The sequence below is a fragment of the Curtobacterium sp. BRB10 genome (assembly GCF_031844325.1).
Lineage (GTDB): Bacteria > Actinomycetota > Actinomycetes > Actinomycetales > Microbacteriaceae > Curtobacterium > Curtobacterium poinsettiae_A.
Genome location: NZ_JAUZVA010000005.1, coordinates 80,949 through 106,591, shown reverse-complemented (window position 1 = coordinate 106,591; position 25,643 = coordinate 80,949). Strand labels below are relative to the sequence as shown.

Below are 25,643 nucleotides of genomic sequence, written 5' to 3'. Positions count from 1 at the left end.
CGACCGTCCTAGACGGTGACCTGCTCGATGGCGTTCGCCCGCGCGACCCGCCCGTACCAGCGGGCGGAGTCCTTCGGCGTGCGCTCGAAGGTCTCGCGGTCCCACGCGACCAACCCGAACGTCGGGCGGAAGCCCGAGGCCCACTCGTAGTTGTCCAGGAGCGACCAGTGCTGGTAGCCCAGGACCTCGATGCCGTCCTCGATGCAGCGGTGGATGCCCTCGAGGGCACCCTGGGTGTACGCCTGCCGGCGGGAGTCGTCGGCGGTGGCGATGCCGTTCTCGGTGATCATCAGCGGGACGCCGCCGGACAGCTCCCAGGCGCTGCGGAGCCCGTCGGCCGAAGCCTCGGGGTAGAACTCCCAGCCGGTCAGGGTCGTCTCGACGTCGTCCGACACGGGCAGGGGCCCGTCCGGACCGATGAACGTGCGGGTGTAGGCCTGCACCCCCAGGAAGTCGTCGCCGGCGGCCTGCTCGAGGTACCAGTCGTCGCGCGGGTACCCGTACTCGCGGAGCATGGCGTCCGCCCCGGGCTCGCCGGACGACTTGAATGCCTGCGTCGCGATGGTCCACCCCGACCGGAGGCCCGACACCTGTGACAGGACCTCGCGCGACCGCCTGTGGCTGGCAAGCAGGGCGTCGGCGACCCCAAGGTCCGGGTTCGGCAGGCCGAAGGCCACCAGGTTGGCCGCGTCCTCGCCGCCGGCGAGCATCGCCGCGATGTTCGGCTCGTTGATCGTGCACACGTAGCGGACACCGTCCTGCACCACGGGGAGCGCGGCCTCGGTGTAGCGGGCGAACAGGTCGGCGGCGTCGGGTGCCCGCCAGAAGCCGTCGCGTTCGAACCAGCGCGGCACGGTGAAGTGCATGAGGGTGACGATCGGCTCGATGCCGAACTCGTGGCAGGCGTCGACCATGCGGCGGTAGTGATCGACCTCGGCACGGCTGACGAACCCGCGCTCGGGCTCGATGCGGGCCCACTCGATGCTGAACCGGTACGAGTTCAGGCCGAGCTCGGCCGCGATGCGGATGTCCTCGCGGTACCGGTGGTAGCTGTCCGCCGCGTCGCCCGACGGCTCGACGATGGTGGTGTCCGGCTCGTGCTCGTGCACCCACCAGTTGCTGTTGACGTTGTTGCCCTCGATCTGGTGGGCGGCGGTGGCGGCACCCCAGAGGAAGCCGTCGGGGAACTGCAGCGTGGAGATGATGGTGCCTTTCAGTGCTTGTTCGAGTCAGTGCTTGTTCGAGTCAGTGCTGGCTCAGGTCAGTGCTGGCTCAGGAATGCGTCGAAGACGGCGACCGTCCCGAGCGGGTTCTCGACCTGGGGGCCGTGGTAGCTCGCGGGGATGACGACGTACTCGGCACCGGTCTGCTCGGCCATCGCCCGCTGCCACGGGATCGGCCAGGCGTTGTCCCACTCGCCGTGGGCGACGAGGACCGGCAGGCCCGTGGCGCGCAGGGCGTCGGAGGCGTCGGTGTGGTCCTCGAGGATGTGGCCACCGGCGACGACGCTGAGCGGGCTCGTCGCGTCGAAGCGGTCGCGCACCATCCGGACGTCGTCGGGCAGCTCCTCGTCGCGCCGGCCCGCCCAGAGCGGGTTCGTCGAGTCGAACAGCTGCCGGAGGTTCCCGCCGGTGTCGTGCAGGATCGTCAACTCGGCGACCTTGCGGTACGGCCAGCCGTGCGGCCCGGAGCAGAACTGCACGACGTCGCGGAACGCCGTCGGGTCCTGGAGCGCGGCGGCCCGGACGATCACACCGCCGAGCGAGTGCCCGACCAGGTGCACGGGGGCGCCGTCGTCGAGCAGGCGCGCGACCCGGACGACGTCGGCGGCTTCTTCGACGAGGGAGTAGTCCCGCGGCTCGGTCGGCGCGGCCGAGTCGGCCTGACCCCGCCGGCTGATCGCGACCGCGGTCCACCCGGCGTCGCGGAGGACGGGCAGGAAGGTCCGCCAGTCCTCCTTCGAGCCGGTGTAGCCGGGGACGATGAGCACGGTGCCCTTCGACACCCCCTCGGGCACGATCCGGTAGGCCGTCAGCCGCCCGACCGGGACGTCGATCCCGACGACGTCGACGCCGTCCGGGGTGGGCAGGTGCCCGAACGGCGGGACCGTCGGGAAGTCGTGCAGGGTGGTCATGGTCGTCCTTCCACGAGCGTGCGCCGCGGGTTCGGCACGGCGTCGAGGAGGGCGATCGTGTACGGGTCCTGCGGATCCTGCAGCACCTGGGCCGTGTGACCGCGTTCGACGACGGCGCCCTCGTGGAGCACCATGATGTCGTCCGTGATGAGCCGCGCACTCAGCAGGTCGTGCGTGATGTAGAGGAGCGAGACGCCCCACTGCTCGCGGAGGTCCTCGAGCAGCGCGAGCACACCGGCACGCAGCGTCACGTCGAGCATCGAGACCGGTTCGTCGGCGATGATCACCTGCGGGTCGCTCGCGAGCGCCCTGGCGATCACCACGCGCTGCCGCTGCCCGCCGGAGAGCTGGTGCGGGAGCTTCTGCGCGAACTGCTCCACGGGGGTGAGCCCCACCGTCTCGAGCAGCTCGAGCACCCGGCGCCGGGCATCACGGCCGGTCAGGCCGGTGTAGTTCGCGATCGGCCGGGACAGCGTGTACTCGACCGTGTGCAGCGGGTTGAGCGCCGAGTACGGGTCCTGGAACACCATCTGGACCTCGGAGCGCAGGTCTCGCAGGCCGCGCTTGCCGAGGCGGGCGACGTCGAGGTCGCCGAACCGGACGGTGCCGGTGGTCGGCTTCTCGACGCCGGTGAGCAGCTTCGCGATGGTCGACTTGCCCGAACCGGACTGGCCGACCAGGGCGAGCGACTGCCCGGGCTCCAGGGTGAACGACACGTCGCGCACGGCCTGCACCGGCTGCTCGCCGCGGCGGGGTGCCGGGTAGGTCTTCACGATGTGGTCGACGACGATCGGGTTGCGGGCGGCACTGCGCTCGCGGGACCCGACGGTGCTGAACGAGCTGGTGGTCTCCTGCCGGGTGGACGACGGGTCGCGGAGCGATCGATCCGGGAACCCGGGGAGCGAGACGACCTCGGCGCGCGGGTCGGCGTAGTGCGACAGGAGCATCTGCGTGTACTCGTCCTGCGGGTCGCGGAGGATCTCGCGGGAGCCGCCGTCCTCGACGATGCGACCCTCGTGCATGACGAGGACGCGCTCGGTGGCCTCGAGGACGATGCCGAGGTCGTGGCTGATCAGGATCGCCGTGAAGCCCTCGGTGCGCTGGAGCTCGATGATCGTGTCCATCACCGCGTGCTGCACCAGGACGTCGAGCGCCGTCGTCGGCTCGTCGAACACCATGAGCTGCGGTTCGAGCGAGAGCGCCAGGGCGATGGAGACGCGCTGCCGCATGCCGCCGGAGAGCTCCCCGGGGAACCGGGCGAGCATCGAGGCCGGCAGCTTCACCTTCTCGATGAGCTCCTTCATCCGCGCGTCCCAGCGGTCGCGCGGCACGTGGCCGTGTGCCTTGAAGACGTCGATGAAGTGGTTCCGGATGGTGCGCACCGGGTTGAGCGCGTTCATGCCGGACTGCAGCACCATCGCGAAGCCACCCTGCCGCTGCTGGCGCAGGGCTTCGTCGTCGAGGTCGCGGATGTCCTTCCCCGCGAAGACGATGCTGCCGCCGTTCGTCCGTGCCGGCGGCTTCTGCAGCCGGGTCAGCGCGTAGCCGAGCGTCGACTTGCCCGAACCGGACTCGCCGACCAGGCCGACGAACTCACCCTTCCTGAGCTGGAACGACACGTGGTCGACGGCCTGGACGGCCGTCTGGCCGGCCGACTCGTAGACGACCGACAGGTCGCGGACGTCGAGCAGGACATCCTGCGTGGCGCTCGTGGCGTCGGAGGGGAGGCGCGTGGCGGCGCCGGTGGGCGCCTCCAGGCCGTCTGCGGGGTGCGTTTCTGGCGAGCCGCTCATGCGCGCTTCTCCTTACGGGGCCGCGCGCCCTCGCGCAGCCGCGGGTTGGACACGGCGTCGACGCCGAAGTTGATCAGGGTGAGGCTCATCGCGAGCAGCGCGATGCAGAGACCCGGCGCGAACAGCAGGATCCACTGCCCGGTGAGGAGCGCGTTCGAGTTCTGGGCCCAGTAGAGGATCGTGCCCCAGCTGACGATCGACGAGTCGCCGAGCCCGAGGAACTCGAGGCCCGCCTCGGCGAGGATCGCGCTGGTGGCGGCCCCGAAGAAGCTGCCGACGATGAGGCTCGTCATGTTCGGCAGGATCTCGCGGAAGACGATGCGGGTCGCGCCGTCGCCGGAGAACTGGGCGGCGGTGACGAAGTCCCGACCGCGCAGCGACTGCGTCTGCGAGCGGAGCACGCGAGCGCCCCACGCCCATCCGGTCACGACGATGACCGCGATGATCACCGCGATGCCGCCGTTCTGCAGGTACGCAGCGATGACGATCATCAGGGGCAGACCCGGGATGACGAGGAACAGGTTGACGATGAACCCGATGACCTCGGCGATCCAGCCGCGGACGTATCCCCAGCTGAGGCCGATCGCGACGGCGACGAGCGTGGACAGGATGCCCGCGACCGCGCCGACCATGACCGAGATCCGTGCGCCGTAGATGATCTGGGACAGGACGTCCTCGCCGGCGGCGGTGGTGCCCATCCAGTGGTCGGGCGTCGCGTCGGCGGACCGGGCGAAGCCGTTCTGGCTGGCGCCGTACGGGGCCAGGAGCGGGGCGAAGAGCGCGACGAACACGAAGACGCCGAGGATGATGATGCCGATCCGGGCCTTCTTGTTCGACCAGACGACGCCGAACTGGCGGGCCGCGGCGCGGAGCTTGCTCGGGGCGTGCTGTTCTTCTTCTTGCGTGCGGACTGCGACTGTGGCGTCCGGGGTGGTGGTGTTGGTCATCGACGTGCCCCCGGGTGCTCGATGTGGGCGCAGCACGCCGCCTTCGTGGTGTTGTTGGTCATCGACGCGTCCTCGGGTCCAAGACGCCGTACATGACGTCCACGATGAAGTTGGCGATGAGCACCGACACGGTGATCATCAGGAAGAGGGCCTGCATGAGCGGGTAGTCCTGCCCGATCACGGCGTTGAACAGCAGGTAGCCGATGCCTGGGTAGCCGAAGACCTGCTCGACCAGGACGGAACCACCGACCACGCCACCGAGCGCCAGACCGAAGCCGGTCAGGTTCGGCAGGATCGCGTTGCGGGCCGCGTAGCGGATGGCGACGGTTCGTCCGCGGAGGCCGTTGGCCTCGGCGAAGGTCACGTAGTCGTCACCGAGGGTGTTGATCATCGCGTTGCGCATGCCGATGATCCAGCCGCCGAGGCTCGTCACCAGGATCGTGACCGCCGGCAGCACCGCGTGCTGCAGGGCGTCGCCGACGAACGCACCGTTCAGACCCGGGGTCGTCGTGGCGGAGTAGGCGCCCGTGGTCGGGAACCAGTGCAGCACGTAGCCGAGGAAGAACAGCAGCAACAGGGCGGTCCAGAAGTACGGGAACGTCGACATGAAGCTGCCCGACAGGGTGGGGAGCGAGTCGAGCCAGGTGCCGCGCTTCCACGCCGCCGCGACACCGATCAGGGTGCCGAGGACGAACGCCAGGATCGTGACGACCCCGACCAGGATCAGCGTGTAGGGCAGGGCCTTCGACACGAGGTCACCGACGGGCTGCGGGTAGAACGTGTAGCTCGTGCCGAAGTCGAGGGTGATGACCTGGTGCAGGTAGCTGACGTACTGGTCCCAGAGGTTGCCGGTCGGCACCCCGAGCTGGGCCTCGATGGCCTTCTTGGTGGCGTCGGTGACCGGGCCGTTCTGGCTGAGCTTCGCGAGCGCGGCGTCGGCCGGGCTGCCGGGCATCAGGCGCGGGAGCACGAAGTTCAGCGTGACCGCGGCCCAGAGGGTCAGGACGAAGAGGACGAGTTTCTGGAGGATGTACTTCACTTCTGGTCCTCCTGCTGCGCGCCGTCCTGCTCCTGCAGGATCTGCTCGCCGGCGGCGCTGTCGCGCAGACGGAGCTTGGTGAAGATGAGCAGCGGTGCCGAGTCGTAGTTCTGCGGTGCCATGTAGGGGTCCTTCGCGCTGGGCCAGCCGACGAACTTGCCGGTGTTGAACAGGCCCCAGAGCCCGCCGTAGTACATGCCGATGACGGGGAGCTCGTCGTAGACGGTCTGCTGCAGCTGGTCGAGGATCTCCTGCTGCTTCGCGGTGTCCGTCGTCGCCTTGTACTCGTCGAGGAGCTTCTGGGTGTCGGCGTTCTTGTACCGCTCGTAGTTGTTCACGGTCGACTTGCCGACGGGCTGGTAGAACTCGCTGCTGAGCAGGGAGTTGAACGCCTGGTAGACGTCACCGTTGCCCATGCCGCCCATCGCCATGTCGAACGTGCCGTTGTTGATGTTCTGCTGGTACCCGGCGGGCTGCGGCGCCTGGATCGTCACCTTGATGCCGATGGCGGTGAGTTCGCGGCGGACCTCCTGCGCGGCGCGGAGCCAGTCGGAGTACCCGTTCGCGGTCATGATCGTGATGGCGAGCTGCTTGCCGTCCTTGACGACCTTGCCACCCTGCACCGTGTAGCCGGACTTCTCAAGGCTGGCGAGCGCCGCCTTCGTGTCCTGCGTGATCATGCCCTTGTCGGGGATGTCCGGGTTGCGGTAGCGCTCCTGGTTCGGCAGGATCAGGCCGGTCTGACCCGCCGCCGACAGGTTGCCCTCGGACGCGGTCTCGGCGATGGCGTCACGGTCCAGCGCGAGCGAGATGCCCCGGCGGACGTTGACGTCGTTGTACGGCGCCTTCGTGAGGTTCGGGATGAGGCCGATCACACCGCCGGCCGGGAACCACCACTCGTTCGTCTTCGACGCGGCACCCCAGGTGCCCTTGACGTCGGAGATGAACGAGTACGCCCAGTCGTAGCCGCGGGTGACGGTGTCGAGCTGCGTGTTCGTCGCCGGCAGGATGAGGTGCTTGATGGCGATCTTGTCCGCTTGCCAGTACTTCGGGTTCTTGTCCATCGAGTACTGCTGGTCGGTGTAGTTGCCGAGGACGAACGGCCCGGTGCCGACCGGGTTCGGGTCGCGCCAGGTCGTCGGGTCCTTCACGCCGCCCCAGTGGTCCTCGCCGAGGATGTACGTCTGCCCGATGATCGTCAGGCTCGGGACGTCCTCGCTCTTGAGGTGGAAGACGACGTGGTCGCCGTCCTGCTCGATGCTCTTGATGTGCTGCCAGGCGCCCTTGACGTCCATGGCGGGGAACTTCTTGAGCAGGTCGAAGGTGAAGACGACGTCCTTCGCGCTGAACGGCGAACCGTCGGACCACTCGACGCCCGATCGGATCGTCATGTCGATGGTCTTCGCGTCGGGCTGGCTCCACGCGCTGGCGAGCCACGGGTTGCGCTTGCCGTCGAGGGGGTTCACCTCGATGAGGGGCTCGTACATCCACTTGGAGGCCGTGCGGGCGTTCGCGATGTACGGGTTGAAGTTGCGGTCGAACAGCGGGTTGCCGCGGTCCGCGTTGATGAGCATCGTGTCCTTGCCGATGGTGGGATCGGGTTCGGATCGGACCTGGATGCTGCAGCCGGTGGCCACGAGGGCCACTGCGGCGAGGCCGGCGATGGCCGCGACGAGGCGGCCTCGGCGGCGGGGGCCTGGGTCGCGCGTGCCGCGCGTGCGCTGTGGGGGAAGCGTCATTGCTCGGTCGACCTCCATGTCGATTCGGTACCTGCTCAATGTATGCGCTTACATCGCAGCGTGCAAGCGCGGGTGTTGTTTCGCGGGGCGGCACGGTGCGAGGTGTCGTCGGCGCGGGGCGCCGCACGGTGCGAGGGTCGTCGCGCGTGGTGCGAGGTTCCGTCCGTGGTGCGAGGTCGCGAGGCTCGCACCGAACACGGAAGCTCGCACCACACGCCCCTCGCACGGTGCGAGCCGCCGCACGCCTACAGCGCGGGCGGGCAGCTCTCGCGCAGCAGCACCTCGACGGGCAGGCGCACGGCGCGCGGCGGCCCCTCGCGGCGCTCCAGTCGGTCGACGATCGCCTGGACGGCGGCACGCCCGAGGGCCCCCATCGGCTGGTGCACGGTCGTCAGGCGCGGCGCCGAGAACCGCCCGGCGTCGATGCCGTCGAACCCGGTCACGACGAGGTCCTCGGGCACGCGGAGCCCCCTGGCAGCGGCGGCGTCGAGCACCCCGAGCGCGGACTGGTCGTTCGAGCAGACGACGGCGCGCGGGACGTCGTCGGCCAGCAGCGACACCGCGAGCTCCCGCGCACGAGCCCGCCCGAAGTCGCCGTGCACGGTGCGCACCGCCGAGGCCGGCACCCCGTGGTCGGCCAGCGCCGCGCGGAAGCCCGCCGAGCGCTCCATGTCGTCGGGCGAGTCGATCGGGCCCGCGACGTACGCGAGGGACCGGATCCCCAGCCGCCCGATCACGTGCGACGCCAGGGTCCGCATGCCCGCGGCGTTGTCCACGCTCACGGAGTCGAACCCGTGCGAGCGCCGGTCGTCGGCGAGCACCACGACGGGGATGCGGCGGGCGACGTGCTCGAGCAGGTCGTCGGGCACGGTCTGCGCCAGCACTGCGAGCCCGTCGACCCGGCCGGCGACGTCGTTCACGATGACGTCGCGCGACGATCCCCGCCCGGCGGCGACCATGAGCGCGAGCCCCCGCTGCCAGGCCTCGGTCTCGGCACCGCGCAGGACCTCGTCGAAGTACAGGTTGGACGAGAACGGCTGCGTCACGTGGCGCCGGTCGTCGACCACGCGGACGCCGCCGTCGGTGACCAGGTCCGGGCGCTCGTCGGGCACCACGTCGAATCCGGGCAGCAGGAGCCCGACGACGCCGGTGCGCTTGCCGGCGAGGGCCCGGGCGTTGCCGGACGGGACGTAGCCGAGGCTCCGGATCGCCGCCTGCACGCGGTCCCGGGTGCCCTCACGGACGGCGTCGGGCGTGCGGAGCACGCGCGAGACGGTGGCGATGGAGACGCCGGCCGCCGAGGCGACGTCGTAGACCGTGGGAGGTGCGGTGCGCTGGTCGGCCAACCCGTGCCTCCCCTTCGACGTCCGCTGGTGCCGCGCCTCGCGCTGTGCGGCCGGACCATCCTAGGCATGCCCTGTGCCGGGAGTCCTCCACGGGGCACCGGGGACGCTTGCGGGAGAGCGCGGGCCGCGCGACACTGTTCCGACCTCAGTACGTCCCGTGAGGAAGCGCACCAGCGGGCCGCGTGCCCGCACAGAACAGGTTGCCCACACGCAGGGGAAGGACACGACATGTCGCAGTCGACACGTTCCGGGAGCAAGCTCGCACTCCGCGCGAGCCACGACGAGGCCGAGGTGCGCGACGCACTGCTCGAACACACGGGTTCGATCAGCACGTTCGACGACGCCGACGCACCGCAGGAGACGACGGACCTGCGCTAGCGGCTCGCGCCCGGCCTCCCCCGGACACGGCCAGGAGGCCCGGGCCACGCCCGCAGACCGCTCACGTCCGCGGGCACTCAGCCCTCGGTCGCGCCCACGATCGTCATGCCCGCCCCGCGCAGGCGTCGGCGCTCCTGCGCGATCCAGCTGAGGAGCCGGTCGTTCGTGCCGGCCACGTGGGCGGCCACGAGTTCCGCTGCGCGGTCGGCGTCACCGTCGCACACGGCGTCGATGATGGCGCTGTGCTCGTCCCAGGCGGCGTCGCGGGCCTCGGGCGTGCGGACCTCGATCCAGCGCGTGCGCTCGAGCCGCGTCAGGGCATCAGCGATGGCGTCGGTGACGAACCGGTTGCCACCGAGCGCGGCGAGGTCGAGGTGGAACGTCGACCCCATGCGGATGCCGGCTTGCTGGTCGGGGGTGGGACGGAGCGCGTCGAGGTGGCCGCGGACCTCGGCCAGCTGCTCCGGGGTGGCGCGCTGGACGGCCAACCGGACGGCAGCGGGCTCGAGGATGCCGCGGAGTTCGGCGAGCGAGGCGATCTCGTCGAGGTCGATCGGGGTGACCGTCCACGAGCGGCCCTCGTGCAGGATGAGTCCCTCGCGCTCGAGCCGCGACAGTGCGGCGCGGACCGGCGTGCGCGAAGCGTGGAACCGTGCCTCGAGCCCGCGCTCCGAGATGCGCTCCCCCGGTGCGATGTCGAGGGTCAGGATGGCTGCGCGCAGGTTGTCGTAGAGCTGGGCCGTCTGCGACACGGGCGCGGCGTCGGTCGTGTCGGTCACGGCGGACAAGCCTAGCGGCGTGACGGCGGGAATGGTATACCGTTCTGGTATACCAAACAGTTCCGCGATGGAACGACGACGAACGGCCGAGACGACCCATGCCCACGACCGACGCCCCGCCGAGATCGACCACGACGCCGCCGGTCTCCGCCCGCGCCTGGACGATGCTCGCCCTCGGGGTCGCGGCCCAGGCGGCGGGGACGCTCGTCGTGTCCGCGCCGGCGCTCCTCATCCCCCACCTGCTCAGCCGCGGTACGTCCCTGCCGGCCGCCGGGCTGCTCGCCGCTGCTCCGACGTTCGGCATGGTCCTGACGCTCATCGCCTGGGGTGCGATCACCGACCGGTTCGGCGAGCGCGTCGTCATCGCCGGCGGCCTCGTGCTCACCACGCTGGCCGTGGTCGCTGCATGGCTGGCTGCGGGCGACCCGGTGCTGCTCGGGTCGGCGTTCCTGGCCGCCGGCATGACGAGTGCCTCGACGAACGCCGCGAGCGGCCGGGTCGTGGTGGGGTGGTTCCCGAAGGAGCGCCGGGGACTCGCGATGGGCATCCGGCAGATGTCGCAACCGCTCGGGGTGACGCTCGCGGCGGTCACGGTGCCGCAGCTCGCCGAGGGGTCCGGGATCCGCGCGGCCCTGGTCCTGCCGATCGTGCTGTGCGCGGTGCTCGCCGTCTGCTGCGCGATCGGGATCACCGACCCGCCACGCCCGGCCCGGCCCGGGCCACGGTCGCGACGACGATGACCGCCAACCCCTACCGGTCGAGCGGCTTCCTGTGGCGGGTGCACGCGGTCTCGGTCCTGCTCGTCGTGCCGCAGTTCACCCTGTCGACGTACGGGCTGGTCTGGCTCGTGGGCCTCGGCTGGTCGACACCGGCGGCCGGGCTGCTCGTCGGCGCCGCGCAGTTCGTCGGGGCGATCGGCCGGATCCTGGTCGGTGGCTGGAGCGACCGTGCCGGATCGCGCGTCGGGCCCCTGCGCATCGTCGCGGTGAGCGCCGCGGTGGTGATGGCGGTGCTCGCGGTCGTCGACGCGACGCACCTGGCCGGGGGTGCGGTGTTCCTGGTGCTCGCGACGAGTGTGACGGTCGCGGACAACGGGCTGGCCTACACGTCGGTCGCCGAGGCGGCGGGACCGTTCTGGTCGGGCCGGGCACTCGGGGCGCAGAACACCGGGCAGTTCATCGCGGCGAGCGCCGTCGGTCCGGGCATCGGCGCCCTGGTCGGTGCGCTCGGCTTCGCGGCGTCGTTCGGCATCGTGGCGGTGCTCCCGCTGCTGGCGGTCCCGCTGGTGCCCAGCCGCGACCGCTCGCACGACTGACTCCTCGCCCCGTTCGTTCCTTCCCAGGACACGTGCGATGCCTTGCCGGAACGGGCGTACCCGGTCGGAAGAACCGACCAGGTACGCCCGTTTCGACCAGGTACGCCCGTTTCCACCAGGTCAGCTCGCACTCCGGCTCACGCGGGGACCACCGGACCGACCGGCCAGCGGAGCAGCGCGGCCGCGGGGGCTCCTGCGGGCAGGGACGCGGCGTTGACGAGCACGAGCTCCGCATCCGTCAGCACCGCCGCACGGACGAGCGCGCACACGGCGGGGACGGCGGCGATGACCGGCACACCGACGGCCTGCTCCGGCGCGGTCGCGACCCAGGGCGCCCCCGCCAGCGCGAGCAGCGTCCGGTCCCCGACGGCCACCGCGTCGAGCGCGATCGTGGCGCCCTGGGCCTGCTGCAGCGCCTCGACGACCGGCCCGAGACCGGTCACGACCTGGTTGTCGCCGCGGCCGACGTGGGTGCGGAGCGCATCCTCGAGGTCGTGGCGACGAGTGGCGACGACACGGGCGAGCGCGGTCTCGACGTGCTCGACGAACGCCTGCTTCGCTGCCGCGTCCACGCGGGGATCACCGGGGAAGACCGAGACGAGCGCCCGGGTCTCGGCCGAGAACGCCTTCACCAGCAGCTCGCGCGCGGTGACGTCACCGGCGACGACGACCAGACCGGGGCGGATCGTCCGTACGGTCTCGTCGACGGCGGCCGCGGTCTCCGACGAGTTCTGCTTCCAGATCTCCTCGGTGTGCTGCTGCCAGTGCGGCTGCTTCCACCCGGTGCCGGCCTTCGCGTAGTGCAGGGTGTCGTTGCGACCCTGGACCTGCTGCTCGGACGTGTTCCCCGCGACCGGCGCGTGCCCGAGGCGGTAGGCACGGAACGCCCCGCCCTCCTTGCCGGCGTGGACCACCAGGAACGGCAGGTCGACCGGGCGGTGGGCGACGAGCGGCACCAGGTCCGGCACGGCACCGACCCCCACGGACTCCGGTCCGTGCAGGTGCCCGGGCAGGACCTCGCTCAGCACCACGACGTCGTCGTGCACCAGGACGTAGCGCGCGACCGGCGACGGGACGCCCGGCTCCTGCTCGAACTCGGCGGCGACCAGGTCGACGACCGCGTCGGACGCGCCCTGCGCACGGAGGGTCTCCTCGATCCCGCGCAGTCGGAGTGCCGCCTGCCGTCGTGGGTCCTCGACGTTGCCCGAGACGTCGGCGTACGCCCAGGCCCAGGTGCCTCCGCCCTCCAGCCGCTCTCCCAGGATCCGGTGCAGTTCGCTCGTCGCGTTGGTCGACGTCATGGCAGCTCCTCTCGGACGGATGCCGGAGCCGATGAGCCCCGGCGCTCTCACGTGCGACAACACTCCACCCGTCGACCTGCGCTCGTCCGCAGTCGGGAGGGAACACCCAGGCGACCCCGGGCCGGCTCGGACACGGCAACGAGTCGGCCACGAAACCACACCGGCGTTCGGTTCTGTGGTTGGGTGTGGACAACCCCGATCAACGACGAACGGAGTGCGGCAATGGCGCCACGACCACGACCCATCACGAGACGACACCTGTTGGGCTTCGGCCTCGGGACCGCGGCGGCGGGACTCCTCGCCGGCTGTGCGGTCCCGGGCTCGACCAACGTCAACAAGGCGGCCCTCGTGCCCGCCGCTGCCTCGGGTGAGACCGTCCGGCTCACCTACTGGGCCTGGCTCAAGGACCTGCAGAAGGTCTGCGACGTCTGGAACGAGACGCACCCGGACATCCAGGTGACCGCGAACTGGATCCCCGGCGGCAACAGCGGCGGGTACCAGAAGATGTACTCCGCGCTCGCGGCCGGCGGCGGCCCGGACATCGGGCAGGTCGAGCTCCGGCAGATCCCCGAGTTCATGCTCGCGAACGGCCTGGTCGACCTGGCCCGGTACGGCGCGAAGGACTTCGAGTCGAAGTACGACGAGGCCGCATGGGCGCAGGTGTCGTTCGTCGACGGCATCTACGGCATCCCGCAGGACACCGGCCCCATGGGGTTCTACTACCAGACCGCGATCCTCGAGCAGGCCGGCGGCGAACCCCCGACGACGTGGGACGAGTGGCGCGACCTGGCCGACAAGGTCCGGAGCACCGGCAAGCAGAACTACCTCGAGGTGTTCCCGGTCGCCGACGCCTCACCGTTCGCCGCGTACGCACAGCAGGCCGGCGCGCGCTGGTTCACGGTCGACGGCGACGAGTGGGTCGTCGACATGACCGACGACAAGACCCTGATGGTCGCCGACTTCTTCGACGGTGTGATCGACGACGAGCTCGTCGACACGAGTGCCGGTGCGTACTCCCCCGGGTGGTACGCCGCGGCCGCGAGCGGCAAGATCGCCGCGGTCACCAGTGCGAGCTGGGGTGACGCGCTGATCGAGTCGGTGCAGGGCGGCGAGGGCAAGTGGAAGGTCGCCCCGATGCAGAAGTGGGGCGCCGACGGCTTCGGCTCGAGCGCCATCGGCGGTTCGACGGCCGCGGTGCTGGCGAACGCGAAGCACCCGAAGGAGGCGCTCGAGTTCATCACGTGGATGACCACCTCGAAGGAGGGCATCGACGCGATGATCAAGTACTGCGGCATCGGCTGGTCGCCCGCCGTCGACTACATCGGGGCGCAGCGCGAGAAGCCGTCGGAGTGGTTCTCCGGCCAGAACTACAACGAGGACGTCTTCGTGCCGGCCTCGAAGGAACAGAACATCGACTGGTCCTGGTCCCCGGTGACCCAGTCGGCCTTCACCAGCCTGCAGAACCAGTTCCGCCGCAAACTCACCTCGGGCCTGAAGCTCAGTGACGCGGTGGAGCTCGCACAGCGGGAGATCGTCCAGTCCTTCAAGGACAAGGGCCTCAGCGTCAGGACGGCACGATGACCCAGCAGACCACCACCCCACGGTCCGCCGGTCGTCCGGCGGGCGGCAGTCCCGCCTTCCGTACGAGCACGAAGGCCACGAGCGCGCAGAAGCGTGCCCCGTGGATCCTGCTCGCCCCGTTCCTGGCCCTGTTCCTGCTGACGTTCGTGATCCCGATCATCAGCGCACTGTTCCAGTCGTTCACCACCGTCGACCGCGAGGGCCTGTTCGGTGAGGACGGCGTCGTCGGCCGGTTCGCCGGGTTCGACAACTACGCGATCGCCCTGCAGGACAGCGGGTTCGTCGCCTCGATCGGCCGCATGCTGCTCTTCGGCATCGTCCAGGTCCCGGTGATGATCATCGCCTGCACGATCCTCGCGCTGCTGCTCGAGTCGGCGAGCGCCCGCTGGCCGGGCTTCTTCCGGGCGATCTACTTCATGCCGTACGGCGTCCCCGGCGTCATCGCCACGATCCTGTGGTCGTTCCTGTACGTGCCCGGCCTGTCGCCCATCGTGTCGCTGCTGCAGTCGATGGGGTTGCAGCCGGACTTCCTCGGCGCGAACAGCGTGCTGTGGTCGATCGCGAACATCGTCACGTGGACGTACACCGGCTACAACATGCTGATCATCGTGGCGCAGCTGAAGTCCATCCCCGGCGAGGTCTACGAGGCCGCCAAGGTGGACGGCGCGAACGCGTTCCAGGTCGCGTGGCGGATCCAGATCCCGCTCATCGCACCGGCCCTGGTGCTCACGACGGTGTTCTCGATCATCGGCACCCTGCAGCTCTTCGCGGAGCCGCAGATCCTGTCCACGGTCGCCCCCGCGATCGACACCGAGTACACGCCGAACTACGCCGCCTACACGAACGCGTTCGCGTTCAACGAGTACGGCGTCGCGAGTGCGCAGGCGGTCATCATCGCCCTGGCCGCGTTCATCCTGTCGTTCACGTTCCTCGCGCTGACGAACCGTCCGCCGAAGGACGAGCGAGATCGCCGCAAGCGGGCGAAGCGGGACGGCCAGGAGGCGCGGGCCGCGCTCCAGACGCGCGCTGCGGCGGGCAGCACGGGTACTTCCCAAGCCGCACCGGGCCTCCAGGCCAGGTCCGGTCTGCAGAACGGAACGAAGGGGGCGGACGCATGACCAGCGAAGCCATCGAAGCGCCGGCCACGGCGAAGACCGCGGTCCCGGTCGACACCACGTCGATCAGTGCGCACCAGCGCCGCAAGCTCGACCGGTCCCCCCGGTCGCAGATCGTCGTCACGGGGATCCTCGTCGTCGTCGCGCTGTACTTCATCGTCCCGCTGTACTGGGTCGTCATCGCCGCGACGAAGACCACGGGCGCACTGTTCTCGACGAACGGGTTCTGGTTCGGCGGCGAGTTCGCGCTCTGGAGCAACCTGCAGCAGGTGTTCACCTACGACGGCGGCATCTTCGTCCGGTGGATCGCGAACAGCATCCTGTACTCCGGCGTCGGTGCCGTCCTGGCGACCTACTTCGCCGCGGCCGGCGGGTACGCGCTGGCGAAGTACGACTTCCGGGGGCGCCAGTTCGTGTTCGGCACGATCCTCGGCGGTGTGCTCGTGCCGGGGACCGCGACGGCGCTGCCGCTGTTCCTGCTGTTCTCGTCGATGGGCCTGACGGACACGTACTGGAGTGTGCTCATCCCGAGCCTCGTCTCGCCGTTCGGCCTGTTCCTGTGCCGGGTGTACGCCGCGGCGTCGGTGGACACGGCGCTCCTCGAGCAGGCACGCATCGACGGGGCCGGTGAACTGCGGATCTTCCACACCGTGGTGCTCCGGCAGATGACCCCGGCGCTCGTCACCGTGTTCCTGTTCCAGGTGGTCGGGATCTGGAACAACTTCTTCCTGCCCCTCATCATGCTGGCAGACCAGAAGCTGTACCCGATAACACTGGGGCTGAACAACTGGCGCTCGCAGGTCGACCGCCTGCCGGAGTTCTACCAGCTCACCACCGGCGGGGTGCTCGTCTCGGTCATCCCGCTCGTCATCGCCATCATCGTCCTCCAGCGCTTCTGGCGTGGAGGCCTCACGGAAGGATCGGTCAAGGGTTGACCCACTCCGCACTCTCGTCCACCGCACCCGGCTCCGACTCGCGGCTGGCACCCCGTGCCTGGCTGCACACCGACGCCCCGTCCCTGTCGCTGAACGGGGACTGGCGGTTCCGGTGGTCGCCCGTCGCCTCGGTCTCCGAGGACTTCGCGACCGAGGGTGGGGAGGACGACGACCCGGCCTGGGGCGAGCTCCCGGTGCCGTCGCACTGGGTGCTGCACGGCCACGGGGCGCCGAGCTACACGAACCTGCAGTACCCGTTCCCGATCGACCCGCCGCACCCGCCGGAGGAGAACCCGACCGGCGACCACCGCCGCACGTTCGAGCTGCCGTCGTCGTTCGACGGTGCCGCCCGGGTGCTGCTGCGGTTCGACGGGGTCGAGTCGCACTTCCGGGTGTGGCTGAACGGGACACTCGTGGGGTGGTCGACGGGCTCGCGCCTGGCGACCGAGTTCGACGTCACCGAACTGGTGCGCCCGGGGGCGAACGAGCTCGCGGTGCGGGTGCACCAGTGGTCCGCGGCGTCCTACCTGGAGGACCAGGACCAGTGGTGGCTGCCCGTGATCTTCCGTGACGTCACCCTGCTCGCCCGGCCCACGGCGCCGATCGACGACGTGTTCGTGCGCGCTGGATGGCGGGCGACGCTCGGCACGGCTGCCTCGGCGGGCACCGCGGCGTCGGGACGGCCGGAGACGGGGACCGGCACGATCACGTTCCCGACGCTCGACGCGGTGTTCCCGGTGCGGTTCGCGGTGCCCGACCTGGGCGTCGACGTGACCTGGGCCACGGCGGACGACGTCGCGCCGATCGAGGTCGAGGGTGTCGAACCGTGGAGCGCCGAACTGCCGAAGCTGTACGACGCGACGCTGTCGACCGGCGCCGCGGCGGCCGGCGCGGCCGGCGGCTCGGGCGCTTCGGGCGGCTCGGGCGCTTCGGGCGCTTCGGGCGGCTCGGGCGGCGAGACCGTCTCGCTCCGGCTCGGGTTCCGCACCGTGTCGATCGTCGGCGACCGGTTCCTGGTGAACGGTGAGCGCGTGGTGTTCCACGGCGTGAACCGGCACGAGACCCACCCCGTGCGCGGCCGGGTGTTCGACGAGGCGCACGCCCGCGCCGACATGGCGCTGATGAAGCGGAACAACGTCAACGCGATCCGCACCTCGCACTACCCGCCACACCCCCGCGTGCTCGACCTGGCCGACGAGCTCGGGTTCTGGGTGATCCTGGAGTGCGACCTGGAGACCCACGGGTTCCTGTTCACCGACTGGGTGGGCAACCCCTCGGACGACCCGGCGTGGGCCGAGGCCTACCTCGACCGCATCGCCCGCACCGTCGAGCGCGACAAGAACCACGCGTCGATCGTGATGTGGTCGCTCGGCAACGAGTCCGGCACCGGCCGGAACCTCGCGGCGATGTCGCAGTGGGTGCACGACCGCGACGCCGAGCGCCCCGTGCACTACGAGGGCGACTACACGGGCGACTACACGGACGTCTACTCGCGGATGTACCCGACGCTGCAGGAGACCGAGTCGATCGGCGGCGGCACCCCGACGCCCCTGCTCGGCTGCGGCCCGGCCGAGGCCGCTCGGCAGCGGTCGAAGCCGTTCATCCACTGCGAGTACGTGCACGCGATGGGCAACGGCCCCGGGCAGATCGCCGAGTACGAGGCCCTGGTCGACCGGTACCCACGGCTGCACGGCGGGTTCGTGTGGGAGTGGCGGGACCACGGCCTGCTCGCGAAGACGCCCACGGGCGAGGACTACTACGCGTACGGCGGCGACTTCGGCGAGGTCGTGCACGACGGCAACTTCGTGATGGACGGCCTGGTGCTGCCCGACGACACCCCGACGCCGGGGCTCGCCGAGTTCGCCGCCGTCGTGGCCCCGATCCGCCTGGCGGTCTCGGACACGACGGTGCTGGTCGAGAACCGGTACCACTCGGCTTCGACCGCCGGGCTCCGGCTGTGCTGGACCCTGTCGCGGAACGGCGTCGTCGAGGCCTCGGGGCGCCTGGCCGCGGGCATCGTCGCCGCTCGGGAGTCGGCGACGGTCCCGGTGCCCTCGGAGGTGCTCGACGCGGTCACGTCCGAACTCGCACCAGGCGACGAGCTCTGGTTCGACCTGACCGTGGAACTGGCGGGGCCGACCGCGTGGGCGGACACCGGCCACGTCGTCGCACGCACCCAGCGGCTCGTCGCGGCGCGCGCGGCGGACGCACCACGGGCCTCCCGGCAGGGGTGGGACGGCGACCACCTGGGCGAGGGAACGTTCAACGCCCGCGGTGACCTGGTGTCCTGGAAGGACCACGAGGTCGCCGGGCCCCGCCTGGAGCTCTGGCGAGCGCCCACGGACAACGACAGCCTGGCGTCACAGGGCGGCTACGAGACCGCGGACCCGGTGCTCACGCACGGAGTCGGCGACCCGAGCGCTCCCCCGTCGGCGACGCGCTGGCGCGATCGCGGGCTGGACCGGCTGACGCACCGGCTGGTGTCGGTGTCACGCACCGACTCCGGTCTGGAGCAGCGTGTCCGCGTCGCGGCGGCGAACAGCGGGTGGGGGCTGGAGGTCACGCACCGCTGGACCCTGACGTCCGACGGGCTCGTGCTGCAGACCGACGCCGTGCCGTTCGGCGCCTGGGACGTCACCTGGCCGCGGATCGGGGTGCGGTTCGACCTGCCGGCATCGTTGGCCGATGCGGACGCCACCTGGTTCGGGACCGGACCGCTGGAGTCGTACGCCGATTCCTCGCACGCTGCCCGTGTCGGCCGGTTCACCGCGCCGGTGCGATCGCTCGGGGTGGCGTACTCGCGGCCGCAGGAGGCCGGGCACCGGCCCGACCTGCGGGAGCTGTCCGTCGGGCCGTTCACCGTGACCACGGTGGGGTCGCACCGTGCGGGGTTCACGCTGTCGCCGTGGACCGCGCAGCAGATCGACCGTGCCGAGCACCCGTACGAGCTGCCGACGTCCGACCACCTGTACCTGTACCTCGACGCCGCGCAGCACGGACTCGGCAGCCGGGCGTGCGGGCTCGACGTGTTGCCGGAGCACCAGCTCTGGCCGCAGGCGTTCAGTTGGAGCGTGCTGCTGGGCTAGGCGGGCGGCGGCCCCGCAAGCCACCGGTGTCCGCACGTTGCACACCCGCATCCCGCGGCGTGCAGTGCGGACACCGGTGTTCCGCGTGCGGGACCTACGCGCCGGCGGACAGGGCCCGTAGGGCTTCGGGGTCGCTCGCGTTCAGGAAGTCGGTCAGGCGCTCCGGCTCGCCGGGCTCGTCGATCGCCTCGGCGGCACGGCGCAGGGCGAACAGCGCCCGCAGCACGCCTCTGTTCGGTTCGTGCGACCACGGCACCGGACCGACACCGCGCCAGCCGGCCTTGCGCAGGGCATCGAGCCCACGGTGGTACCCGACACGGGCGTACGCGTAGGACTCGAGGGTCGCGCCGCGCGCCCACGCCTCGTCGGCGAGCAGCGCCCACGCCAGGCTCGACGACGGGTAGGACACCACCACGCTGGCGACGGGGGCGTCCGCCTCGATCGCGGCGGTCACGTCCGGCTCGGCGGGCAGCAGGGTCTCGGGGTTCGACGACGGGGTCGGCAACAGGTTCTCCGGCATGCCCCCAGCCTGTCATCCCTTGCGGGTGCCCGCGTCACGGGATTACCGTGGAGGTCACCTCGTCGTCATCGCGGGGCCGCCGGGGCGGGAGACCGACCGGCGGAACGGATGGCGGACACGGGGGTCCCCCGACGGAAGCAGACGGATTGCTGTCGATCACCGGTACCGCTCAGCCCACGCGCTGACACCGTGATCGCGCGCCCCGTCGGGCGCTCCACCGCACCGCGGTGGCCTCGGTGTCGTGCGCCCAGCATCGACACCGGGAGACACCCCCATGCCCACCAGTCCGTCCGTCGTCCTGCACGACGTCACCTTCGCCTGGCCCGACGGCACCGTCGCGCTCGACCACCTCACCGCCGCCTTCGGACATGGCCGGACCGGCCTGGTCGGGAGGAACGGGGCCGGCAAGTCCACGCTGGTCCGGCTCGCGACCGGCCGGCTCCACCCCACGTCGGGCAGCATCGCGACGTCGGGTCCCGTCGACCACCTGCCGCAGCGCCTGGCGACGGGTGCCGACGACACCGTCGCCGACCTGCTCGGCGTCCGGCCCACACTCACCGCGCTCCGGGCCGTCCTGGCCGGCGACGCCACGGCCGCACAGCTGGAGGCAGTCGGCGACGACTGGGACCTCGAGGAACGGGCCGCCGCCGTGCTCGACCGGGTCGGGATCGACGGCGACGACCTCGACCGGCCGGTGTCGACGCTGTCCGGCGGGCAGTCGGTGCTCGTCGCCGTCGCCGGGGTGCGGTTGCGCGCCCGGCCGATCGTGTTCCTGGACGAGCCGACGAACAACCTGGACCGCCGGGCCCGCGGGCTGCTCCGCGACCTGGTCGACGACTGGCGCGGCACGCTCGTGCTCGTCAGCCACGACCGGGAGCTCCTCGAGCACGTCGACGAGACCGTGGAGCTCCGCGCCGGGTCGGTGACGGTCTTCGGCGGGACGTTCAGCGCGTTCGAGGAGCACCTGGCCGTGCAGCAGGCGGCCGTCGAACGCGAGGTCCGCGTCGCCGAGCAGCGGCACCGCACCGAGAAGCGGCAGCGCATCGAGGCGGAGACGAAGATCGCGCGTCGTGCGAAGGCCGGTGCGAAGGCGGGCCGCTCGATGCCGAAGATCCTGGCGAACGAGCAGCGGAAGAAAGCACAGGAGACCGCCGGCCGACTGCGCGTCGGGTACGCGGACGACGAAGCCGCCGCGCTCGCCGCCAAGCGCGAGGCCGAGCTCCGCCTGCGGGACGACGAGTCGATCCACGTCACCCTGCCCGACCCGGACGTGCCGGCGTCACGGCGGATCGCGACCGTCACGGTGCGTGGACGGGACGTGATCGTGCAGGGGCCGGAACGGATCGCCGTCACCGGGGACAACGGCGTCGGCAAGTCCACCCTGCTCGAACAGCTCGTCGGCGACTCCGCTGCCCGGGAGCACCCGCTGCCCGAGACCGCGGCCGTCGCCCACGTCGACCGGATCGCGTACCTGCCGCAACGGAAGGACAGCCTGGACGACACCGCCACGGTGCTCGACAACGTGCGCCGGGACGCCCCGCACGTCCCCGTCGCCGAGGTCCGCAACCGGCTGGCGAAGTTCCTGGTGCGCGGGGACACCGTCGACCGCCCGGCCGGGGACCTGTCCGGCGGGGAGCGGTTCCGGGTGGCGCTGGCGGCCCTGGTGCTCGCCGACCCGCCGCCGCAGCTGCTCGTGCTCGACGAACCGACGAACGACCTCGACCTGACGAGCGTCGACCAGCTCGTCGACGCGCTGCGGGCCTACCGAGGAGCACTCGTCGTGGTGAGCCACGACGAGACGTTCCTGGAGCGGCTGGCGCTCGACGAGCGGATCGAGCTGCGGTGACCGGTAGCCGGGAGCCGGCGTCAGCGCCGTCGGGTCGGTCGGATCGCGAGCGACTCGACGGTGCCGCGCTCCGGCAGGTCGACGACCGTGCGGACTGCGGCGGCCACGTCCTCCGGCGCCAGGTAGTAGGCGGTGTCGTAGGACTCACCGAGCTTCGCCACGAGTTGCCGCTGCATGTCCGAGTCGGTCCGGCCCGGGTGCACGCTCGACACCCGCACGCCGTTCGCCCGTTCTTCTTCGCGCAGGGCGTCGGCGAAGGCCCGCAGCGCGAACTTCGACGCCGCGTACACGCCACCGCCGGGGCCGGAGTGGAACCCGGACCCGCTGTTGATCGGTACGACGATGCCTCGCGCCACCCGCAGTGCCGGCAGCGCCGCCCGGGTGAGCTCGGCGACCGCGAACACGTTCGTCGCGAAGACCTGCTCCCACACCGCTCGCGGGGTGTCGGCGACGGTGGTGCCCTGCTCGACGCCGGCCGAGTGCACGAGCACGTCGAGCCGCTCGGGCAGCGCCGGGACCTCGCCCGCGCCCAGGTCACCGACGAACGGCGCAGCACTCGGCAGCTCCGCGACGAGGGCGTCCACGGCGTCGGCGGTCCGGCCGCCCACGAGCACGTGGTGGGTGCGGCCGAGGTCGGCGGCGATCGCGCGGCCGATGCCGCGGGTGGCTCCGGTCACCAGGGCGACCGGACGGTTCTGGAGCTGGTCTGTCGTCACGTGGGCCAGCCTACGGAAGCCGGGCCGGGCCTCCTGAGCGGTGACGGCGACGACGCAGGACCGTCAGCGCGACGACGGCGGCGACCACGAGTCCTCCGATCGCCGCGACGCCCCACGGCGAGCCGGCGAACGCCGCGACCACGGCCCAGAACACCGCGAGCCCGACGGTCGCGTACAGGAGCGCCCACGCGACGCAGCCCGGCACCATCGCGATCGTGTACCGCCACCAGGCGACCCGCGCCAGCCCGGCTGCGGCGTTCATCACCGTCTGCAGGCCGACCACGACGAAGCTCACCGTCACGACGGGCAACCCCCAGCGGTCGAGCAACGCCGAACCGCGACGGACGGCTGGCGAGCGCAACCAGCCACCCCACCGCGAGCGGGACGCACCCGCCACCGCGAGCCGCGCGACCCAGTACGTGGCCTGCGCGCGGCAGAACACGACCAGGAAGAGCGCGAGGACGAGCCACCGGAACGGGAGCCCCTCGAGGAAGGACGGCACGCTCGCACGGTAGCGCCCCGACCCGGGGACCGACCGTCAGTCGTTGTCGACGCCCTGGCGGATGCGGATGCCCTCCAGCACGTCTTGCGCACGCTTCTCGTCCTGCTTCTCGATCTGGCGGGTGTCGCGCTCGGGGAGCTGGATGTCCTCCTCCGCGCGGATGCCGGCCTGCAGCTCGCGGCCCCGCTCGATCTCGGCGTCGAACTCGGCGCCGAAGAGCAGCGCGTTGTTCGTGATCCAGATCCACAGCAGGAACACGATGACCCCACCGAGCGAGCCGTACGTGGCGTTGTAGTTCGAGAAGTTCCCGACGTAGAACCCGAAGCCGACGCTCGCGATGATCCAGATGAGGAGCGCCAGGATCGACCCGCCGCTGACCCAGGTGAACTTCGGCTGCTTGACGTTCGGCGACCAGTAGTAGAGCACGGCGACGACGATGATCGCGATGACGAGCAGGATCGGCCACTGCACGATCGACAGGACGGTGACGGCCACGTCGCCGAGGCCGATGACGTCGCCGAAGCTGCGGGCGAGCGGCGCGCTCACCAGCACCAGCAGACCGACCACGAGCAGGACGACCGTGGTGACGGTCACGCCGAGCATGGTCGGGCGGAGCTTCCAGATCGGGCGGCCCTCGCGGACGTTGTAGATCCGGTTCATCGCGCGACCGAAGGCGCCGACGTAGCCGGAGGCCGACCAGAGCGCACCGACGATGCCGACGATGAACGTGATGGGAGCAGCGGGCGAGCGGACGAGCCCCTCGACCGGATCCCGGATCAGTTCGACGACCTGCTGCGACCCGATGTTGCCGATGATGTCGAGCAGTGTGTCGATCGTCTTCTTCGGGTCGGACACCAGGCCGAGGATCGACACGACCGCCAGCAGCCCGGGGAACAGCGCGAGCACCGAGTAGTAGGTCAGGCTCGCCGCCAGGTCGGTGCACTGGTCACTCGTGAACTCGCGCAGCGTCTTCTTCAGCGTGTAGACGAGCGTCGGCTTCTTGAGGTCGGTGGGGTTGTCCGGCTTCCGGGCGTCGTCCGGATCCGGCTTCTGCTGTGCGTCGGTCATCGTCTCAGCCCTTCCGCGCCGTGTTCGCCCGCTTCGCGGCCTGCTTCGACCGCTTGACCGCCTGCTTGCGGTTCTTGTCGGCCCGTCGCTGCACCGCCGCGATGCCGACCTGCTGCTTCACGCGGGCGCGGTGCGCCGGGTCCTGCTCGAGGGCTTCCTCGGCCGCCTTGGCCCGCGCCTTCCGGCCCTTCCGGCCTGCCTGGGCCTGCTCCTTCGCCGAGGGGGCGTCGCCGCGCGCACCGAACGGCAGCAGCGCGGTGAACGCCGAGTTCGCCGGCGGCGCGGCCAGGTGCCCGGCGGGGCGGTTCCGCAGCGCGATGCCGAGGACGATCGCCGCGACACCGGTCAGCCCGGTGATGCCCATCGCCACCAGGGGCGTGGGGTCACGGTGCCACCGCTGCTTCGTCTTGGCGACCGCGAGACGGGTGCGGGCGGGCAGGTCCGCGCGTCGCTTCAGCTCCGTCACGGTGTCCGTGATGCCTTCGCGGGTGCGCACGTTGGCGAGTTCGAGCTCGGGCAGACTGTCCTTGGCCATTCCCCATTTCGTACACGTCCCACCCGGGATCGTGCCCAGCAGGCCGCGTCTACCGTGCCGCACATGCTCTTCCGGGACGCCGCCGAGGGGATCCACCGCCTCGAGATCGCACACACCAACACCTACCTCGTCGAAACCGGCGATCGGTTGCTCGTCGTCGATGCGGGGTTGCCCGCCGCGTGGCCGCACCTGCAGCTCGCCGTGCACGACCTCGGGTACACGCCCGACCAGGTCGAGGGGCTCCTGCTCACGCACGGGCACTTCGACCACGTCGGTACCGCCGCACGGATGCACCGCGACTGGGGCACGCCGGTGTTCGTCCACCCGGGCGACCGGCACCTCGCCGCGCACCCGTACTCGTACCGGCCGCAGACGAACCGTGCCGGGTTCGTCGCGCTCCACCCGGGCGGTCTGCGCCCGCTGGGCCGGATGCTCCTGGCCGGAGCGGTCACCGTCGACGGCATCACGGACACCGAACCGCTGGAGAACCGCGCCGACGTGCCGGGCAACCCATGGATCATCGAGACCCCGGGGCACACCGACGGGCACGTGGCACTGCACTTCGCCGACCGCGACGCCGTGATCGCCGGGGATGCGCTCGTCACCTTCGACCCGTACACGGGCGGGATCGGACCCCGGATCGTGGCACCGGCGGCGACGTCCGACGTCGACACGGCGGTCGCGTCGCTGGACCGGCTCGCGGACACCGAGGCGAAGCACGTGCTGCCCGGCCACGGACCGGGCTGGTCGCTCGGTGTGCGGAGTGCCGTCGCGCAGGCGCGGCGGGCGGCTGGCGCCGCCTGACGCGCGGAAGCGACAGATGAGGCGGACCCCACCGGGTCTGGTGCACGAACGCGACAGGGTGCCGCGGACGTTCCGCAGCGCACTGTCGCCTTGGCGGCGGTGGACGCGACCCGAGCCGGCCTGGAGGCGCGGTGCGGGCCCGCCCCGCACCTCCAGGCCGTGGG

The 25,643-nt window shown here is 71.1% G+C and carries 20 protein-coding genes and 2 pseudogenes; 8 read left to right on the top strand and 14 right to left on the bottom strand.

Translation table 11 applies throughout. The features are described 5' to 3' along the window. Positions 1 to 8 precede the first annotated feature (8 nt). The 7 genes from Q9R26_RS12005 to Q9R26_RS11975 form a co-directional block, all read right to left on the bottom strand. Entirely contained in the window at positions 9 to 1,205 is a 1,197-nt protein-coding gene (locus Q9R26_RS12005) for a glycoside hydrolase family 1 protein (RefSeq protein ID WP_396136829.1), read from the bottom strand. A gap of 56 nt (positions 1,206 to 1,261) precedes the next feature. Beyond that, positions 1,262 to 2,134, bottom strand: a complete 873-nt coding sequence (locus tag Q9R26_RS12000) for an alpha/beta fold hydrolase (RefSeq protein ID WP_311227396.1) — start codon at positions 2,132 to 2,134, stop codon at positions 1,262 to 1,264. Further along, the gene (locus Q9R26_RS11995; RefSeq protein WP_311227395.1) at positions 2,131 to 3,927 is read right to left on the bottom strand and encodes an ABC transporter ATP-binding protein; all 1,797 of its coding nucleotides are present in this window, start codon (positions 3,925 to 3,927) and stop codon (positions 2,131 to 2,133) included. The genes Q9R26_RS12000 and Q9R26_RS11995 overlap by 4 nt, the downstream gene beginning before the upstream one ends. Beyond that, positions 3,924 to 4,874 (bottom strand): ABC transporter permease, encoded by a 951-nt coding sequence (locus Q9R26_RS11990; protein WP_182064563.1) that lies wholly within the window; start codon positions 4,872 to 4,874, stop codon positions 3,924 to 3,926. Before Q9R26_RS11990 ends, Q9R26_RS11995 begins: the two co-directional genes overlap by 4 nt. Positions 4,875 to 4,932: 58 nt before the next feature. Continuing rightward, complete coding sequence (locus Q9R26_RS11985) at positions 4,933 to 5,913, bottom strand: ABC transporter permease (RefSeq protein WP_111039412.1); 981 nt, start codon at positions 5,911 to 5,913, stop codon at positions 4,933 to 4,935. Next, on the bottom strand, positions 5,910 to 7,670 hold the full coding sequence (locus tag Q9R26_RS11980) for an ABC transporter substrate-binding protein (protein WP_311227394.1): 1,761 nt from the start codon (positions 7,668 to 7,670) through the stop codon (positions 5,910 to 5,912). The genes Q9R26_RS11985 and Q9R26_RS11980 overlap by 4 nt, the downstream gene beginning before the upstream one ends. A gap of 227 nt (positions 7,671 to 7,897) precedes the next feature. After that, entirely contained in the window at positions 7,898 to 8,998 is a 1,101-nt protein-coding gene (locus tag Q9R26_RS11975) for a LacI family DNA-binding transcriptional regulator (protein WP_182064562.1), read from the bottom strand. Between the two features lie 228 nt (positions 8,999 to 9,226). On the opposite strand from Q9R26_RS11975, the gene Q9R26_RS11970 reads away from it, so the two are divergent. Further along, positions 9,227 to 9,376, top strand: a complete 150-nt coding sequence (locus tag Q9R26_RS11970; RefSeq protein ID WP_182064561.1) for a hypothetical protein — start codon at positions 9,227 to 9,229, stop codon at positions 9,374 to 9,376. A gap of 77 nt (positions 9,377 to 9,453) precedes the next feature. On the opposite strand, the gene Q9R26_RS11965 is transcribed toward Q9R26_RS11970, so the two are convergent. Next, positions 9,454 to 10,155, bottom strand: a complete 702-nt coding sequence (locus tag Q9R26_RS11965; protein WP_311227393.1) for a GntR family transcriptional regulator — start codon at positions 10,153 to 10,155, stop codon at positions 9,454 to 9,456. Positions 10,156 to 10,253: 98 nt separating this feature from the next. Here Q9R26_RS11965 and Q9R26_RS18610 point away from each other — a divergent pair. Beyond that, positions 10,254 to 11,470, top strand: a pseudogene (locus Q9R26_RS18610) (MFS transporter). A 137-nt stretch (positions 11,471 to 11,607) separates the two neighbouring features. On the opposite strand, the gene Q9R26_RS11950 reads toward Q9R26_RS18610, so the two are convergent. Further along, the gene (locus Q9R26_RS11950) at positions 11,608 to 12,771 is read right to left on the bottom strand and encodes a hypothetical protein (RefSeq protein ID WP_311227390.1); all 1,164 of its coding nucleotides are present in this window, start codon (positions 12,769 to 12,771) and stop codon (positions 11,608 to 11,610) included. Positions 12,772 to 12,993: 222 nt separating this feature from the next. On the opposite strand from Q9R26_RS11950, the gene Q9R26_RS11945 reads away from it, so the two are divergent. The 4 genes and pseudogenes from Q9R26_RS11945 (at position 12,994) to Q9R26_RS11930 (ending at position 19,488) form a co-directional block, all read left to right on the top strand. Then, the gene (locus tag Q9R26_RS11945; protein WP_396136826.1) at positions 12,994 to 14,352 is read left to right on the top strand and encodes an extracellular solute-binding protein; all 1,359 of its coding nucleotides are present in this window, start codon (positions 12,994 to 12,996) and stop codon (positions 14,350 to 14,352) included. Then, positions 14,349 to 15,299 (top strand): annotated as a pseudogene (locus tag Q9R26_RS11940) (carbohydrate ABC transporter permease); the annotation flags it as partial. The gene Q9R26_RS11945 and the pseudogene Q9R26_RS11940, both read left to right, overlap by 4 nt. Before the next feature lie 167 nt (positions 15,300 to 15,466). After that, positions 15,467 to 16,402, top strand: coding sequence for a carbohydrate ABC transporter permease (locus Q9R26_RS11935; RefSeq protein WP_247737329.1), 936 nt, complete (start codon positions 15,467 to 15,469; stop codon positions 16,400 to 16,402). Then, positions 16,399 to 19,488 carry a glycoside hydrolase family 2 TIM barrel-domain containing protein gene (locus Q9R26_RS11930; RefSeq protein WP_311227387.1) on the top strand — a complete coding sequence of 1,030 codons (3,090 nt, stop codon included), beginning with the start codon at positions 16,399 to 16,401 and terminating at the stop codon, positions 19,486 to 19,488. The genes Q9R26_RS11935 and Q9R26_RS11930 overlap by 4 nt, the downstream gene beginning before the upstream one ends. Before the next feature lie 94 nt (positions 19,489 to 19,582). Here Q9R26_RS11930 and Q9R26_RS11925 read toward each other — a convergent pair whose 3' ends face one another. Beyond that, the gene (locus Q9R26_RS11925; protein ID WP_209132953.1) at positions 19,583 to 20,008 is read right to left on the bottom strand and encodes a DUF3151 domain-containing protein; all 426 of its coding nucleotides are present in this window, start codon (positions 20,006 to 20,008) and stop codon (positions 19,583 to 19,585) included. Positions 20,009 to 20,282: 274 nt separating this feature from the next. Here Q9R26_RS11925 and Q9R26_RS11920 point away from each other — a divergent pair, with 274 nt between their 5' ends. After that, on the top strand, positions 20,283 to 21,854 hold the full coding sequence (locus Q9R26_RS11920; protein ID WP_311227386.1) for an ABC-F family ATP-binding cassette domain-containing protein: 1,572 nt from the start codon (positions 20,283 to 20,285) through the stop codon (positions 21,852 to 21,854). A 20-nt stretch (positions 21,855 to 21,874) separates the two neighbouring features. On the opposite strand, the gene Q9R26_RS11915 is transcribed toward Q9R26_RS11920, so the two are convergent. The 4 genes from Q9R26_RS11915 to Q9R26_RS11900 are packed head-to-tail and all read right to left on the bottom strand — an operon-like array spanning position 21,875 to position 24,675. Continuing rightward, complete coding sequence (locus Q9R26_RS11915) at positions 21,875 to 22,570, bottom strand: SDR family oxidoreductase (protein WP_311227385.1); 696 nt, start codon at positions 22,568 to 22,570, stop codon at positions 21,875 to 21,877. Between the two features lie 10 nt (positions 22,571 to 22,580). Further along, the gene (locus Q9R26_RS11910) at positions 22,581 to 23,072 is read right to left on the bottom strand and encodes a VTT domain-containing protein (RefSeq protein ID WP_311227384.1); all 492 of its coding nucleotides are present in this window, start codon (positions 23,070 to 23,072) and stop codon (positions 22,581 to 22,583) included. 36 nt (positions 23,073 to 23,108) lie between these two features. Continuing rightward, positions 23,109 to 24,140 (bottom strand): YihY/virulence factor BrkB family protein, encoded by a 1,032-nt coding sequence (locus tag Q9R26_RS11905; RefSeq protein ID WP_259581403.1) that lies wholly within the window; start codon positions 24,138 to 24,140, stop codon positions 23,109 to 23,111. 4 nt (positions 24,141 to 24,144) lie between these two features. Further along, positions 24,145 to 24,675 carry a hypothetical protein gene (locus Q9R26_RS11900; protein WP_311227383.1) on the bottom strand — a complete coding sequence of 177 codons (531 nt, stop codon included), beginning with the start codon at positions 24,673 to 24,675 and terminating at the stop codon, positions 24,145 to 24,147. Between the two features lie 63 nt (positions 24,676 to 24,738). Between Q9R26_RS11900 and Q9R26_RS11895 the strand changes: the two genes are divergently transcribed. Further along, positions 24,739 to 25,479, top strand: a complete 741-nt coding sequence (locus Q9R26_RS11895) for an MBL fold metallo-hydrolase (RefSeq protein WP_311227382.1) — start codon at positions 24,739 to 24,741, stop codon at positions 25,477 to 25,479. Positions 25,480 to 25,643 lie beyond the last annotated feature (164 nt).